At 60.7% G+C, this 13,274-nt stretch carries 14 protein-coding genes; 3 read left to right on the top strand and 11 right to left on the bottom strand.

The window, feature by feature from the left end:
• Positions 1–61: 61 nt before the first annotated feature.
• The 9 genes from BHC62_RS08750 to ffh all read right to left on the bottom strand — a co-directional run bounded on the left by BHC62_RS08750 (position 62) and on the right by ffh (position 7,439).
• A complete protein-coding gene (locus BHC62_RS08750; RefSeq protein ID WP_029296281.1) occupies positions 62–1,366 on the bottom strand; it encodes a homoserine dehydrogenase in 1,305 nt (434 codons plus the stop codon).
• A 127-nt stretch (positions 1,367–1,493) separates the two neighbouring features.
• Entirely contained in the window at positions 1,494–2,225 is a 732-nt protein-coding gene (locus BHC62_RS08745; protein ID WP_029296279.1) for a thioredoxin fold domain-containing protein, read from the bottom strand.
• Positions 2,226–2,366: 141 nt separating this feature from the next.
• Positions 2,367–3,263 (bottom strand): site-specific tyrosine recombinase XerD, encoded by an 897-nt coding sequence (gene xerD / locus BHC62_RS08740; RefSeq protein WP_029296277.1) that lies wholly within the window; start codon positions 3,261–3,263, stop codon positions 2,367–2,369.
• 108 nt (positions 3,264–3,371) lie between these two features.
• Positions 3,372–3,785: an acyl-CoA thioesterase gene (locus tag BHC62_RS08735; protein WP_070994760.1), complete on the bottom strand. Its 414-nt coding sequence runs from the start codon at positions 3,783–3,785 to the stop codon at positions 3,372–3,374.
• 82 nt (positions 3,786–3,867) lie between these two features.
• The gene (gene rplS / locus BHC62_RS08730; RefSeq protein WP_003175895.1) at positions 3,868–4,218 is read right to left on the bottom strand and encodes a 50S ribosomal protein L19; all 351 of its coding nucleotides are present in this window, start codon (positions 4,216–4,218) and stop codon (positions 3,868–3,870) included.
• A gap of 45 nt (positions 4,219–4,263) precedes the next feature.
• A complete protein-coding gene (trmD, locus tag BHC62_RS08725) occupies positions 4,264–5,037 on the bottom strand; it encodes a tRNA (guanosine(37)-N1)-methyltransferase TrmD (protein WP_169852258.1) in 774 nt (257 codons plus the stop codon).
• Positions 5,019–5,555: a ribosome maturation factor RimM gene (gene rimM / locus BHC62_RS08720; protein WP_010565276.1), complete on the bottom strand. Its 537-nt coding sequence runs from the start codon at positions 5,553–5,555 to the stop codon at positions 5,019–5,021. Before rimM ends, trmD begins: the two co-directional genes overlap by 19 nt.
• 5 nt (positions 5,556–5,560) lie before the next feature.
• Positions 5,561–5,812, bottom strand: a complete 252-nt coding sequence (gene rpsP / locus BHC62_RS08715) for a 30S ribosomal protein S16 (RefSeq protein ID WP_003175899.1) — start codon at positions 5,810–5,812, stop codon at positions 5,561–5,563.
• Between the two features lie 250 nt (positions 5,813–6,062).
• A complete protein-coding gene (ffh, locus tag BHC62_RS08710) occupies positions 6,063–7,439 on the bottom strand; it encodes a signal recognition particle protein (RefSeq protein ID WP_029296179.1) in 1,377 nt (458 codons plus the stop codon).
• Positions 7,440–7,673: 234 nt separating this feature from the next.
• On the opposite strand from ffh, the gene BHC62_RS08705 reads away from it, so the two are divergent.
• The 3 genes from BHC62_RS08705 (at position 7,674) to BHC62_RS08695 (ending at position 11,395) form a co-directional block, all read left to right on the top strand.
• Positions 7,674–8,486: an inner membrane protein YpjD gene (locus BHC62_RS08705; protein ID WP_029296177.1), complete on the top strand. Its 813-nt coding sequence runs from the start codon at positions 7,674–7,676 to the stop codon at positions 8,484–8,486.
• A 12-nt stretch (positions 8,487–8,498) separates the two neighbouring features.
• Positions 8,499–9,737 carry an HlyC/CorC family transporter gene (locus BHC62_RS08700; RefSeq protein ID WP_029296176.1) on the top strand — a complete coding sequence of 413 codons (1,239 nt, stop codon included), beginning with the start codon at positions 8,499–8,501 and terminating at the stop codon, positions 9,735–9,737.
• Positions 9,738–10,084: 347 nt separating this feature from the next.
• The gene (locus BHC62_RS08695; protein ID WP_029296174.1) at positions 10,085–11,395 is read left to right on the top strand and encodes an MFS transporter; all 1,311 of its coding nucleotides are present in this window, start codon (positions 10,085–10,087) and stop codon (positions 11,393–11,395) included.
• Between the two features lie 79 nt (positions 11,396–11,474).
• Here BHC62_RS08695 and purT read toward each other — a convergent pair whose 3' ends face one another.
• Both purT and BHC62_RS08685 read right to left on the bottom strand, forming a co-directional pair.
• A complete protein-coding gene (gene purT, locus BHC62_RS08690; protein ID WP_029296172.1) occupies positions 11,475–12,656 on the bottom strand; it encodes a formate-dependent phosphoribosylglycinamide formyltransferase in 1,182 nt (393 codons plus the stop codon).
• A gap of 69 nt (positions 12,657–12,725) precedes the next feature.
• The gene (locus BHC62_RS08685; RefSeq protein WP_029296170.1) at positions 12,726–13,193 is read right to left on the bottom strand and encodes a VUT family protein; all 468 of its coding nucleotides are present in this window, start codon (positions 13,191–13,193) and stop codon (positions 12,726–12,728) included.
• Positions 13,194–13,274: the final 81 nt, after the last annotated feature.

The raw sequence follows: 13,274 nt of genomic DNA, 5'->3' as shown, positions 1-13,274 counted from the left end.
GCTCCTCTACAACATTCTTGAACAGAGGCCGCCGAACCTGCGGGGCCTCTGCAACCTATCGTTAGTTAAGGTGTTCGACGCGGATCCGTACCACCGGCCCGACCACGCCTTGCAAGGCTTCCAGGGCGGCGATGGCATCGTTCATGTGCTGTTCCAGCACACGGTGCGTCAGCAGGATCATGGGAACCAGGCCGTCGTGTTCTTCGACTTCCTTCTGCATGATCGACTCAATGTTGATACCGCGTTCCGAGAGGATGCTGGCCACCTGGGCCAACACGCCCGGATGATCCTTGGCCTGGATGCGCAGGTAGTAGGAGCTTTCGCAGGCTTCGATCGGCAGGATCGGGTGCGCCGACAGCGAGTCCGGTTGGAAGGCCAGGTGCGGCACGCGGTTTTCCGGGTCGCTGGTCATGGCGCGGACCACGTCCACCAGGTCGGCAATCACCGAGGAAGCGGTCGGCTCCATGCCGGCGCCAGCGCCGTAGAACAGGGTCGAACCGGCGGCGTCGCCATTGACCATCACCGCGTTCATCACGCCATTGACGTTGGCGATCAGGCGATCGGCCGGGATCAGGGTCGGGTGTACGCGCAATTCGATACCGGCCGCGGTGCTGCGCGCTACGCCCAGGTGCTTGATGCGGTAGCCCAGGGCTTCGGCGTAGTTCACGTCGGCGGTGGTCAGCTTGGTGATGCCTTCGGTGTAGGCCTTGTCGAACTGCAGCGGAATGCCAAAGGCGATGGACGCCAGGATGGTCAGCTTATGCGCTGCGTCGATGCCCTCGACGTCAAATGTCGGGTCGGCTTCGGCGTAACCCAGGGCCTGGGCTTCGGCCAGCACGTCTTCGAAGGTACGGCCCTTCTCGCGCATTTCGGTCAGGATGAAGTTACCGGTGCCGTTGATGATGCCGGCTACCCAGTTGATGCGGTTGGCCGACAGGCCTTCACGGATCGCCTTGATCACCGGGATACCGCCGGCCACCGCTGCTTCGAACGCAACGATCACACCCTTCTCGCGGGCCTTGGCGAAGATTTCATTGCCGTGCACGGCAATCAGCGCCTTGTTGGCAGTGACCACATGCTTGCCGTTTTCGATGGCCTTGAGCACCAGTTCACGGGCGACGGTGTAGCCGCCCACCAGCTCGATGACGATATCGATTTCAGGGTTGGTGGCCACGTCGAAGACATCGTTGGTAATCGCAATACCGGTCGTTTGGTACTGAGGCTTTGGCGTACGCATGGCAATTTGTGCCACTTCAATCCCACGCCCTGCACGGCGGGAAATTTCCTCAGCATTACGCTGAAGTACGTTCAAGGTGCCGCCACCGACGGTCCCTAACCCACAGATGCCTACTTTGACCGGTTTCACTGAAGAACTCCCCATGAAACGGCCGACTCAAGGTCGGCCGTGAAAAACAGCCGCACAACTGCGGCTCGCTATTAATGACCCGTCGACAGCTCGGCGGGTCTGACCGTCAAAGGCTCGACGATACTGCTTATTTGGCACCCAACGCCAGTTTGGCGATTTGTGGTGCAGGCTGGTAGCCCGGAATGACCTGGCCGTCTGCCAAAACGATGGCCGGCGTACCGTTCACGCCGATCGACTGGCCCAGGTTGAACTGCTTGGACACCGGGTTGGCACAGGCAGCAGCCTTGATGTCCTTGCCGTCGACCATCTTGTCCATGGCGGCTTTCTTGTCAGCCGAACACCAGACCGCTTGCAACTGCTTGTCGCCCGGCGAGCCCAGGCCCTGGCGCGGGAACGCGACGTAGCGCACTTCGACGCCCATCTTGTTCAGCTCAGGCACTTCGGCGTGCAATTTGTGGCAGTACGGGCAGGTGGTGTCGGTGAATACGGTGATGTGGGTCTTGGTCTCGCCAATGGCCGGGTACACCACGGTTTCGGCAACCGGAATACCGTTGATCAACTTGGACACGCCCAGGCGCTCGGCCTTCTCGGTGAGGTTGACCGGCTTGCCGTCTTTCAACTGGAACAGGTAGCCCTGGACGATGTACTGGCCGTCGGCACTGGCGTACAGCACGCGGCTGCCCTTGAGTTTGACTTCATACAGGCCGGCCATGGGGCTGGCGCTGATGCTTTCGACCGGGGTTTCGAGCTGGAGGCTTTCCAGACTCTTACGGATTGTCTTCTCGGCGGCGTCATCGGCGACGGCAAAGGTTGAGACCAACGCAATAGCTGCGGCGGCGAAAATCTGGGTCAAGCGCATGGGAACTCCTGAAGGCAGATGCAGGGACGAAGGCCAGGACGCCGATCTGGAAACACGGCTCGGGGCCGTCCCCTTTGCAAACCGGCAAAGCCTACCACAATTGGCCGCCAGGGCAGACGCCGGCGGCCAAATTGGGGCCTGTCAGCCCCTTGGGTGATGTTTGGCGTGCAGGTCCTGCAACCTTGCGCGCGCCACGTGGGTGTAAATCTGCGTGGTCGACAGATCGCTATGACCCAGCAACATCTGCACCACCCGCAAGTCCGCGCCGTGGTTGAGCAAATGGGTGGCGAACGCATGGCGCAGGGTGTGGGGGGACAGCGACTTGCCGATCCCGGCCACCTTGGCCTGGTGCTTGATGCGATGCCAGAAGGTCTGGCGGGTCATCTGCTCGCCGCGCAGGCTGGGAAACAGCACGTCACTGGGGCGCCCGCCGAGTAGTTCGCTGCGGGCATCGCGCATATAGCGCTCGACCCACACGATCGCCTCTTCACCCATGGGCACCAGGCGTTCCTTGCTGCCCTTGCCCATCACCCGTAACACGCCCTGGCGCAGGTTGACCTGCTCCAGGGTCAGGCTGATCAGCTCGGTGACGCGCAGGCCGCAGGCATACAACACCTCCAGCATGGCGCGATCACGCTGGCCGATGGCCTCGCTCAGGTCGGGCGCGGCCAGCAGGGCTTCAACGTCGGCTTCCGACAGGGATTTGGGCAATGGCCTGCCGAGTTGCGGCATATCGACTTGCAGGGTCGGGTCGACCGCAATCAGCTTTTCCCGGAGCAAATAGCGATAAAACCCACGCACTCCCGAGAGAAATCGTGCGGTGGAGCGCGGTTTGTAGTTTTGTTCAAGGCGCCAGGCCAGGTGATCGAGGATCAACTCGCGCCCGGCTTGGCTCAGCTCGAGGTTTCTCTCCAATAGCCAGCCATTGAACAGAGCCAGGTCGCTGCGGTAGGACTGGCGAGTGTTGTCCGACAGGCCTTTTTCCAGCCAGAGGGCATCAAGGAAGCGGTCGATCAGGGGGTGGTCAATGGCGGGCATGGGGGCTCAAGTTGATTACTTCGGTGTCTGGTAGATCCTATCGCAGGCAAGCCAGCTCCCACAGGGAAATACATGCCTTGCCTGCGAGAGCAACGACGCGGTCTCAGGTCAGTCTACAAACCCTGGCAGCACCGGCACCGGACGCTTGTCGGCATCGATTGCCACAAAGCTGAACACACCCTGGATCGCCTTCTCGCGACCATCGGCACTCATGCTCTCGACAAACACTTGCACTTCTACCTTGAGGCTGGTGTTACCGACCTTGATCACCCGGCCAATCAGTTCGACGATGGAACCGGCCGGGATCGCGTGGTTGAAGTCGATACGATCGGTGGAAACCGTCACCAGCGGCAAGCGGCAGAAACGTGTGGCGGTAATGAATGACACTTCATCCATCCACGCCAATGCAGTGCCGCCAAACAGCGTGTTGTGGTGGTTGGTGGTCGGCGGGAATACGGCCTTGGTTACATGGGTCACAGACAGGTCGGTGCGACGCTGGATTTCTTCGAGACGGGTGGTCATGAACGGGTTCCGGGCAAGTGGCAAATTTCAGGCACAAAAAAGCAGCCCGTAGGCTGCTTTTTTCTGCATCGGGAAGCTGGACTTAAGCCAGTTTTTCCTTGATGCGAGCTGCTTTACCGGACAGGTCACGCAGGTAGTACAGCTTGGCTTTACGTACGTCACCGCGACGTTTAACGGCCATGCTGTCGATTTGCGGGCTGTAGGTCTGGAAAGTACGCTCTACGCCAACACCGTTGGAGATTTTACGAACAGTGAAAGCACTGTTCACACCACGGTTACGCTTGGCGATAACTACGCCTTCGAACGCTTGCAGACGCGAACGGTCGCCTTCCTTCACTTTCACCTGAACGACAATGGTGTCGCCCGGGGCAAAGGTAGGGATCTCTTTGGTCATCTGCTCTGCTTCGAGTGCAAGGATGATTTTGTTAGTCATGCTGTGCTCCTAAGGTAAATCGTCGGATCTACCATCGATACGTTGTTAACTATCGTCCCGCCCGAGGATGTATTCCTCGAGCAGCTTCTTCTCTTCTCCAGAAAGCGAGCGGCTTTCCAGAAGATCGGCGCGTCGTTCATAGGTCCGACCAAGGGACTGCTGTAAACGCCAACGCCGGATGTGTGCGTGATTGCCACTTAGCAATACGTCGGGAACACGCTGATCCGCATACACCTCCGGTCGGGTGTAGTGCGGGCAATCCAGCAAACCATCCGTGAAGGAATCTTCCTCCGCGGAGTCCGCATGCCCTAAAGCTCCAGGCAGCAGTCGTGTAACCGCATCTATCAGGACCATCGCCGGCAGCTCACCGCCAGACAGGACATAGTCCCCAATCGACCACTCTTCATCGACATGAGCGTCAATAAAACGCTCGTCAATGCCTTCATAGCGACCGGCAATCAGGATCAGTGCTTCCTCATTCGCCAGTTCGCGTACCGCAGCCTGTTTCAGCTGGCGGCCTTGAGGGGACAGGTAAATTACCTTCGCCTTCTCCCCTGCTGCTGCCTTGGCCTGAACCAGGGCGTCTTCCAGGGGCTTGATCTTCATCACCATGCCCGGGCCACCGCCAAATGGGCGATCGTCCACAGTGTGATGTCGATCCGTCGTGTAGTCTCGCGGGTTCCAACAAGTGAGCTGCAAGAGCCCTTGTTTCACCGCCCGACTGGTGATGCCGTACTCGCTGATGGCGGAAAACATCTCGGGAAACAAACTGATCACTTCAATGCGCAAATTAGCCACGCTTAGAAGTCCGCATCCCATTCCACCTTCATCTCGCCCGCTGCCAGGTCGACGGCCAACACACATTGCTCGGTATAGGGCAACAGGCGTTCGCGATCATCCAGGCTGCCAGCGCAAGGCTTGACCACCATTACATCATTGGCGCCGGTTTCCAGAAGATGATCGATTTTCCCAAGCAATTGCCCGAGTTGATCAATAACCTTCAGACCTTCCAGCTGGTACCAGTAGTACTCGCCGTCGGTCAATTCAGGGAACAGGTTGCGCGGCACGCAGATCTCATAACCGGCCAGAAGACGTGCTTCTTCACGATCATCGAGACCCTTGAGCTTTGCGACCAGGAACTTGTCGTTCCCGCGTCCACTGACCAGCTCGACCTGTTTCACACTACCTTCGCGCTTGAGCGTCCAGGTCTTGTACTGCAACAGGTTTTCAGTCGGATCAGTAAAGGAATACACCTTCACTTCGCCGCGAACGCCATGAACAGAGTAAATCTTGCCGATAACGATCAAATCATCAGCAACAGCTGGCGTCGCGTTCATATTGCTCAGGCTGCGGCCTTAGCCGAGTCCTTCAACAACTTGGCAACACGCTCGGAAGGCTGTGCACCAACGCTCAGCCAGTAGGCTACGCGCTCTTGGTTCACGGACAGACGAACTTCTTGACCACGAGCAACAGGGTTGAAGAAACCAACCTGTTCCTTGTGCGAACCGTCACGCGGGTTGCGGCTGTCGGTTACGGTCAAGTGGTAAAACGGGCGCTTTTTGGAGCCGCCAAGGGCAAGACGGATTGTTAGCATGTGAACATCGTTCCTGTAGTCGGTGCTGCAAATCTAAATGCACAGCGGGCATGGGTGCCCGAAAGGCCGCATATTCTAAGGAATATCCGGACTTTTGCAAATGTCTTTTTCCGGCGCCTGACCGCGTGCCATTCAGATCTGCTATAGAGCCGTCGGTTAAAACGGCGAGTCAGCTCCCGCCAACGGCGGGTTTGCTGGAGATCCCACGTCCCTGTGGGTCTGCACAAGAGCGAACTCTTGCGCGAATTCTTTACATCTTCGGCATGCCACGACCGGGCATCATACCGCCCATACCGCGCATCATTTTGGCCATGCCGCCTTTGGCCGAGAATTTCTTCATCATCTTTTGCATCTGCTTGTGCTGCTTGATCAAGCGACCAATGTCCTGCACCTGGGTGCCGGAACCCATGGCGATCCGACGCTTGCGCGAACCGCTGATCAGCTCAGGGTCGCGGCGCTCGGCCGGGGTCATGGAGTTGATGATGGCTTCCATCTGCTTGAACTGCTTCTCTGCTGCACCCTGGGCATTGCCCATTTGCGCCAGGTTCACACCGCCGATGTTCGGCAGTTTGTCCATCAGGCCGCCGAGGCCGCCCATGTTCTTCATCTGTTGCAGTTGGTCACGGAAGTCTTCGAGGTCGAAGCCCTTGCCCTTCTTCAGCTTCTTGGCCAGTTTGTCGGCCTTGTCCTTGTCGAGGGTCTGTTCGGCCTGCTCGATCAGGCTGAGCACGTCGCCCATGCCGAGGATACGCGAGGCGATACGCTCAGGGTGGAACGGCTCGAGCGCTTCGGTCTTCTCGCCCATACCGATGAACTTGATCGGCTTGCCGGTGATTGCGCGCACCGACAGTGCGGCACCGCCACGGGCATCACCGTCGACCTTGGTCAGGATCACGCCGGTCAGCGGCAGTGCATCACCAAAGGCCTTGGCGGTGTTGGCCGCATCCTGGCCGGTCATGGCATCGACCACGAACAGCGTTTCTACCGGGTTGATCGCGGCATGCAGCGCCTTGATCTCGCCCATCATCTCTTCATCGATGTGCAGGCGACCGGCGGTATCGACGATCACCACGTCGATGAACTTGAGCTTGGCTTCTTTAATAGCCGCGTTGGCGATGTCGACCGGCTTCTGGCTCAGGTCGGACGGGAAGAATGTCACGCCGATTTCACCGGCGAGCATTTCCAGCTGCTTGATCGCGGCCGGACGGTATACGTCGGCCGAGACCACCATCACGGACTTTTTCTTGCGCTCTTTGAGGAAGCGCGCCAGCTTGGCAGCGGTGGTGGTCTTACCCGCACCCTGCAAACCGGCCATCAGCACAACGGCCGGCGGCACGGCGCTGAGGTTCAGGTCTTCGTTGGCCGCGCCCATCAGGCTTTCGAGTTCGGCCTGGACGACCTTCACAAAGGCCTGGCCCGGCGTCAGGCTGCGGGACACTTCAGTGCCGACCGCACGCTCCTTGACGGAGTTGACGAAATCCTTGACCACAGGCAAGGCAACGTCGGCTTCCAGCAATGCCATGCGCACTTCGCGCAGGGTGTCTTTAATATTGTCCTCGGTCAGCTTGGCCTTGCCGGTGACATGGCGCAGCGTCTGCGAGAGACGGTCAGTCAGATTTTCAAACATGCGCGATCCTTTCAGGCCCTATTCATCGAAATGCATTGGTAGACCGAGGTAATGGCGGCCCAGGCTGTGATAAATCGCTATTAAAAACAGCGCTCGGCGAGCCTGCGGCGTGGGCAGGTCGCGGATTATAGCGAAGACTGCCGCCATGCACACCCGCTGTCTGGCCCGGTGGTCTTTCGTGGAACGCAGGTGTGTGCCAAACTCATCGGCTTTCGGGCTTGCCTAACAGGATTTATGCTCCCTTTGTCACCCAGTTTGCTACCCAGTCTCGCCGCCGCACTCTTGTATGCCGCTGCGACCCTCTATCAGGGCACCCGCCTGGCTCAACGCGCCAGGGCGGACAAACGCCTGCTGGCCGGGCTTGGCGTGCTCGCCTTGCTGGCCCACGCCGCCAGCCTGTTCACCCACCTGATGACGCCGGTGGGCCTGGGCCTGGACTTTTTCAGCGCCGCCAGCCTGATTGCCGCCGCGGTCATCGCCTTGACGCTGCTGGCCTGCGCGCGGATCCCGGTGGAGAACCTGCTGTTGCTGCTCTTCCCCCTGGGGATGCTGACGGTGCTTCTGGCGCAATTCGCCCCCACCGGCACCGTGCAGGTGATCGATGAGGAGCCGGGCATCCTCGCCCACATCCTGTTGTCGATCCTCGCCTACGGCATGTTCACCATCGCGGTGTTCCAGGCTTTGCTGCTGCTTTTGCAGGACCACCAGCTCAAGCACAAGCATCCTTCGGGGCTGATCAAGAACTTCCCGCCGCTGCAGACCATGGAAAGCCTGCTGTTCGGCTTCCTCTGGGCCGGCTGGACGCTGCTGTCGCTGTCGCTGATTTCCGGCTGGCTGTTCGTCGAGAACCTGTTCGCCCAGCATCTGGTCCACAAGACCCTGCTGGCGTGCCTGGCCTGGGTGGTGTTCAGCGTGCTGCTGTGGGGCCGCAATCGCCTGGGCTGGCGTGGGCACAAAGCGATCCGCTGGACCCTGGCCGGTTTCTGCCTGCTGATGCTGGCGTATTTCGGCAGCAAGCTGGTTCGCGAATTCATCCTGCATATCTGACGGGCAACGATCATGGACAACTTGCCCCTTGAGCCAATGCTCGCGGTAGTCGCGCTGCTGGTGTTGTGGTCGGCGCTGTTTACCGCCATCGAAGCCGCCCAGCACCATTTGCTGGCCCTGCGCCCTGGTACACGCCAGGGCGACAAGGCCGCTGCCCGCCTCAGCTTCCCGCGCAACAGCCTGATCCTGTGCAACACCCTGTGCCGCGCGGTGGTGGTGATTCTCTGCACCCTGCTGGCGATCCATGTCTGGGCCGAAAACGGTCCCTGGCTCGGCTGGCTGATCTCCAGCGGGCTATTGCTGGTACTGGCCGACTACCTGCCCCGCACCCTGGCCACCCGCTATCCGCACGCGGTGCTGGGGTTTGGCAATACGCTGCTGGGCATCCCGCTAAAGATCCTCTACCCCCTGGCCTGGGTGCTCAATGGCATCAGCCTCCTGCTGCTGCGCCCTTTCGCCCGCAAGTCGGGGATCGTCAAGAATAGCGACGAGCCTCAGCCCGACCGCTCCGACGAGCAGGCCACGGACGACAGCGAAGACCGCGCCCCGGGCATGCCCGGCATCCACGCCCTGGACAACATCACCGTCAATGACATCCTGGTGCCACGCAGTGAAGTCGACGGCATCAACCTCGATGACCCTATCGAAGACATCATCGAACAGCTGCGCACCTCCCAGCGCACACGCCTGCCGGTGTTCCACAGCGATATCAACCAGGTCGAGGCGGTGCTCAACACCCGCCAGATCCAGCACTTGCTGCCCGACGCCAGCCTGACCAAGGACGCCCTGCTCGCGGCTTGCCACGAGCCGTACTTCGTGCCGGAGAGCACGCCGCTGCAGCTGCAATTGCTGAACTTCCACAAACAACAACGCCGCCTGGGCATGGTGGTGGACGAATATGGCGAAGTGCTGGGCATCGTCACCCTGGAAGACATCCTGGAAGAAATCGTCGGCGAATTCGAAAGCGAACAGAGCCTGGACAACCCGCTGATCCAGCCCCAGCCAGACGGTCGCTACGTGATTGATGGCGCGGTGTCGATCCGCGAACTCAACAAGTGCCTGGGCTGGCACCTGCCCAGCGACGGCCCCAAGACCCTCAACGGCCTGGTGACCGAAGCGCTGGAGACCATTCCCGATTGCGCGGTGTGCCTGAAAATCGGCCGCTATCGCCTGGAAATCCTCGAGACCGAGGACAACCGGGTGAGCAAGGTACTGATCTGGCATATAGGCTCGGCACCGATAGCCACCTGACTCACCGCGGCTGGGCTTGTGTGGGAGCGGGCTCGCCCGCGATAGCATCACCTCAGTGTCACTGATACACCGAGGCGCCTGCATCGCGGGCAAGCCCGCTCCCACATTTGATCTCCTGCGTTCGCACCTCTTGTTGTATCCGCGCGCGCCTTCCTATAATCGATCCCGCTTACCCAAGCCCCGCCCGACCGCGTGCTATCCGCACTGAGCGTGTCCAGGCACCGCTTTATCGTGTCTGACCGGTACTCGCTCCCATCCCGAGCCGATGCCGCGCACTGCCCTGATCCATGGGTGCAAGACCAATAATAATCCGCGCCAAAGGCGCAATGACCATCAGGGATACCTCAATGAGCACCACCTATAACGAGGCCGCTCCCGCCGCCCCGACCAACTCGACCAGCCGCGTCGCGACCGCGAGCATCATCGGCACGGCCATCGAGTTCTACGACTTCTATATCTACGCCACGGCCGCTGCGCTGGTGATCGGCCCGGTGTTCTTCCCGCAGAGTTCCGGCACCGCGCAAATGCTGGCGGCGTTCCTGACCTTCGGTATCGCGTTTATCGCCCGGCCATTGGGCTCGGCGCTGTTCGGCCATTTCGGTGACCGCATCGGGCGCAAATCGACGCTGGTGGCCTCGTTGCTGCTGATGGGCGTGTGCACCACCTTGATCGGCTTGCTGCCGGGCTACGACACCATCGGCGCCTGGGCACCGATCCTGTTGTGTGTACTGCGTTTCGGCCAGGGCCTGGGCCTGGGCGGGGAATGGGGCGGCGCCGCCCTGCTGGCCACCGAGAACGCGCCCAAGGGCAAGCGCGCCTGGTTCGGCATGTTCCCGCAGTTGGGGCCTTCCATTGGTTTCCTGGCGGCCAATGGGCTGTTTCTGATCCTGGCGATGAACCTGGATGATGAACAATTCCGCAGCTGGGGCTGGCGCATTCCGTTCCTGCTCAGCGCAGCGCTGGTGATGGTGGGCCTGTATGCACGCCTGAAACTGCACGAAACCCCGGTATTCGCCAACGCCGTGGCCAAGGAAAAACCGGTGAAAGTGCCGTTGGTGGAGCTGTTCAGCCAGCATTGGCTGCAGGTGCTGCTGGGCGCCGCGGCGATGGTGGTGTGTTATGCGCTGTTCTATATCACCACGGCATTTTCCCTGAGCTACGGTGTGAGCACCCTGGGCTACAGCCGCGAAACCTTCCTCGCCCTGCTGTGCTTTGCCGTGCTGTTCATGGGCGCCGCCACGCCGCTGGCGGCCCTGGCCAGTGACCGTTACGGGCGCAAGCCGGTGCTGATCGTCGGTGCGGTGCTGGCAATTCTCTCGGGCTTCACCATGGAACCGTTGCTGACCCATGGCTCGACCTGGGCGGTGGCGTTGTTCCTGTGCCTGGAACTGTTCCTGATGGGCGTGACATTTGCACCGATGGGGGCATTGTTGCCGGAATTGTTTCCGACACGCGTGCGTTATACCGGGGCTTCGGCGGCGTATAACCTGGGCGGGATCGTCGGGGCTTCGGCCGCCCCGTTCTTTGCGACCAAACTGGTGGCAATGGGTGGGCTGAGTTATGTCGGCGGGTATGTGTCGGCGGCAGCGTTGCTGAGTTTGATTGCGGTGCTGTGCCTGAAAGAGACGCGGGATAATGATTTGAACAAGGTCGCCTGATAGACCGCTATCGCGGGCAAGCCCGCTCCCACACTGGGAATGTATTCCACATGTGGGAGCGGGCTTGCCCGCGATGCTTTTAGAGCTCTACAACCACTGCCTGCGAGGCACGGGTCGCCTTGGCCCGGGCAGCCTCGATCGACTCATCCCGCGCCAACGCCACGCCCATGCGGCGCTGGCCATTCACTTCTGGCTTGCCGAACAGACGCAGCGCGGTATCTGGCTCGCTGAGGGCTGCGCCGAGGTTGGCGAAAGCGGTTTGGGTCGACTGCCCTTCCACCAGGATCACCGACGATGCCGATGGCCCGAACTGACGGATCAACGGAATCGGCAAGCCCAGGATCGCCCGCGCATGCAGGGCAAACTGCGACAGGTCCTGGGAGATCAAGGTCACCAGGCCCGTGTCGTGGGGGCGCGGCGAAACTTCGCTGAACCACACCTGATCACCCTTGATGAACAACTCGACACCAAACAGGCCACGGCCACCCAGGGCCTCGGTCACGGCTTTGGCGACGCGCTCGGATTCAGCCAGTGCCGCCGGGCTCATGGCCTGGGGCTGCCAGGACTCCTGGTAGTCGCCCTTCTCCTGGCGGTGACCCACTGGCGCGCAGAAGGTGGTGCCGCCCACGTGACGCACGGTCAGCAGGGTGATTTCGTAGTCGAAATCGATAAACCCTTCGATGATCACCCGGCCCTTACCGGCGCGGCCGCCTTCCTGGGCGTAGTCCCAGGCTTTTTGCACATCATCGGCACTGCGCAACAGGCTCTGGCCCTTGCCCGACGAACTCATCACCGGCTTGACCACACATGGGAAACCCAGGTCTTCGACGGCCTTGCGGTAGTCTTCGACGGTGTCGGCAAAGTGGTACGGCGAGGTCGGCAGGTCCAGCTCTTCAGCGGCCAGGCGGCGGATGCCCTCGCGGTTCATGGTCAACAGCGCCGCGCGGGCGGTGGGGATCACGGTAAAGCCTTCGGCCTCCAGCTCAACCAGGGTGCCGGTGGCGATGGCTTCGATTTCCGGGACGATGAAATGCGGTTTTTCCGCTTCGATCACCGCACGCAGGGCCGCGCCATCGAGCATGTTGATCACATGGCTGCGATGGGCCACCTGCATCGCCGGCGCGTTGGCGTAGCGATCCACGGCAATCACTTCAACGCCCAGGCGTTGCAGCTCGATTACCACTTCCTTGCCCAGCTCACCGCAGCCACACATCAATACGCGGGTCGCGGTTGGCGACAATGGAGTTCCGATTCGGGTCATCTCAGGTCCTCAGGGGAGCGGATCAGGGGGAGAAAGGCCGGCATTTTACATGAACCGCAGGCGTTGGCCTCAGTTGGCGACACGCTGGCGACGCAAACGCCAGGCCATGGCCAGCCACACCACGGTGACCCCGGCAAATTTCGAGGCCAGGGCGGTGCCGACCACAGCGGGTGTCAACGCGCCGATCAGGCCAAAAAAGATAAAGGTATCGAGGGGAATACTCAGCGCCGAACTGATCCACAGCCGGTCATGCAACGGGCGCTTGGTGATGCTGAAAACCAGCCAGTCGATGCACTCGGACACCGCGAACGCCGTGGCACTGGCCAAGGCGATAGACGGATCGGAGGTGATATAGGACAGCACCAGCGCCGCGAGCATGGCGATGATCGCCCCGTGGCCGAAGCGGGTTTGCACCATGTCACGCAGGATAAACACCAGGCCACCCCAGGCGGACCAGATGACATCCAGATGCGGGGCAGTGGAAAAGGCGAAGTTGATCAGCACAACGCTGCTGATATAGGCGATCAGGAAGAGCATGGGGCGATGGACCTGTGGGCAAGGGCCACAGGGTACTGCACAAGAAACCCTGTGGCGAGCGGGCCTGTTGTGGCCACTGAA

This window comes from Pseudomonas sp. 06C 126 (assembly GCF_001855215.1).
Classification (GTDB): Bacteria; Pseudomonadota; Gammaproteobacteria; order Pseudomonadales; family Pseudomonadaceae; genus Aquipseudomonas; species Aquipseudomonas proteolytica.
This window is presented reverse-complemented; position numbering and strand designations above follow the sequence as displayed.

What these genes read in the sequence shown, in the direction of transcription:
- trmD (WP_169852258.1), bottom strand. Translation starts at nt 5,037, where the DNA reads ATGGGATGCGGACTTCTAAGCGTGGCTAATTTGCGCATTGAAGTGATC.
- BHC62_RS08700 (WP_029296176.1), top strand. Translation starts at nt 8,499, where the DNA reads ATGGACAACTTGCCCCTTGAGCCAATGCTCGCGGTAGTCGCGCTGCTG.
- xerD (WP_029296277.1), bottom strand. Translation starts at nt 3,263, where the DNA reads ATGCCCGCCATTGACCACCCCCTGATCGACCGCTTCCTTGATGCCCTC.
- BHC62_RS08685 (WP_029296170.1), bottom strand. Translation starts at nt 13,193, where the DNA reads ATGCTCTTCCTGATCGCCTATATCAGCAGCGTTGTGCTGATCAACTTC.
- rpsP (WP_003175899.1), bottom strand. Translation starts at nt 5,812, where the DNA reads ATGCTAACAATCCGTCTTGCCCTTGGCGGCTCCAAAAAGCGCCCGTTT.
- BHC62_RS08705 (WP_029296177.1), top strand. Translation starts at nt 7,674, where the DNA reads ATGCTCCCTTTGTCACCCAGTTTGCTACCCAGTCTCGCCGCCGCACTC.
- ffh (WP_029296179.1), bottom strand. Translation starts at nt 7,439, where the DNA reads ATGTTTGAAAATCTGACTGACCGTCTCTCGCAGACGCTGCGCCATGTC.
- rimM (WP_010565276.1), bottom strand. Translation starts at nt 5,555, where the DNA reads ATGAACGCGACGCCAGCTGTTGCTGATGATTTGATCGTTATCGGCAAG.
- BHC62_RS08745 (WP_029296279.1), bottom strand. Translation starts at nt 2,225, where the DNA reads ATGCGCTTGACCCAGATTTTCGCCGCCGCAGCTATTGCGTTGGTCTCA.
- BHC62_RS08735 (WP_070994760.1), bottom strand. Translation starts at nt 3,785, where the DNA reads ATGACCACCCGTCTCGAAGAAATCCAGCGTCGCACCGACCTGTCTGTG.
- rplS (WP_003175895.1), bottom strand. Translation starts at nt 4,218, where the DNA reads ATGACTAACAAAATCATCCTTGCACTCGAAGCAGAGCAGATGACCAAA.
- BHC62_RS08695 (WP_029296174.1), top strand. Translation starts at nt 10,085, where the DNA reads ATGAGCACCACCTATAACGAGGCCGCTCCCGCCGCCCCGACCAACTCG.
- purT (WP_029296172.1), bottom strand. Translation starts at nt 12,656, where the DNA reads ATGACCCGAATCGGAACTCCATTGTCGCCAACCGCGACCCGCGTATTG.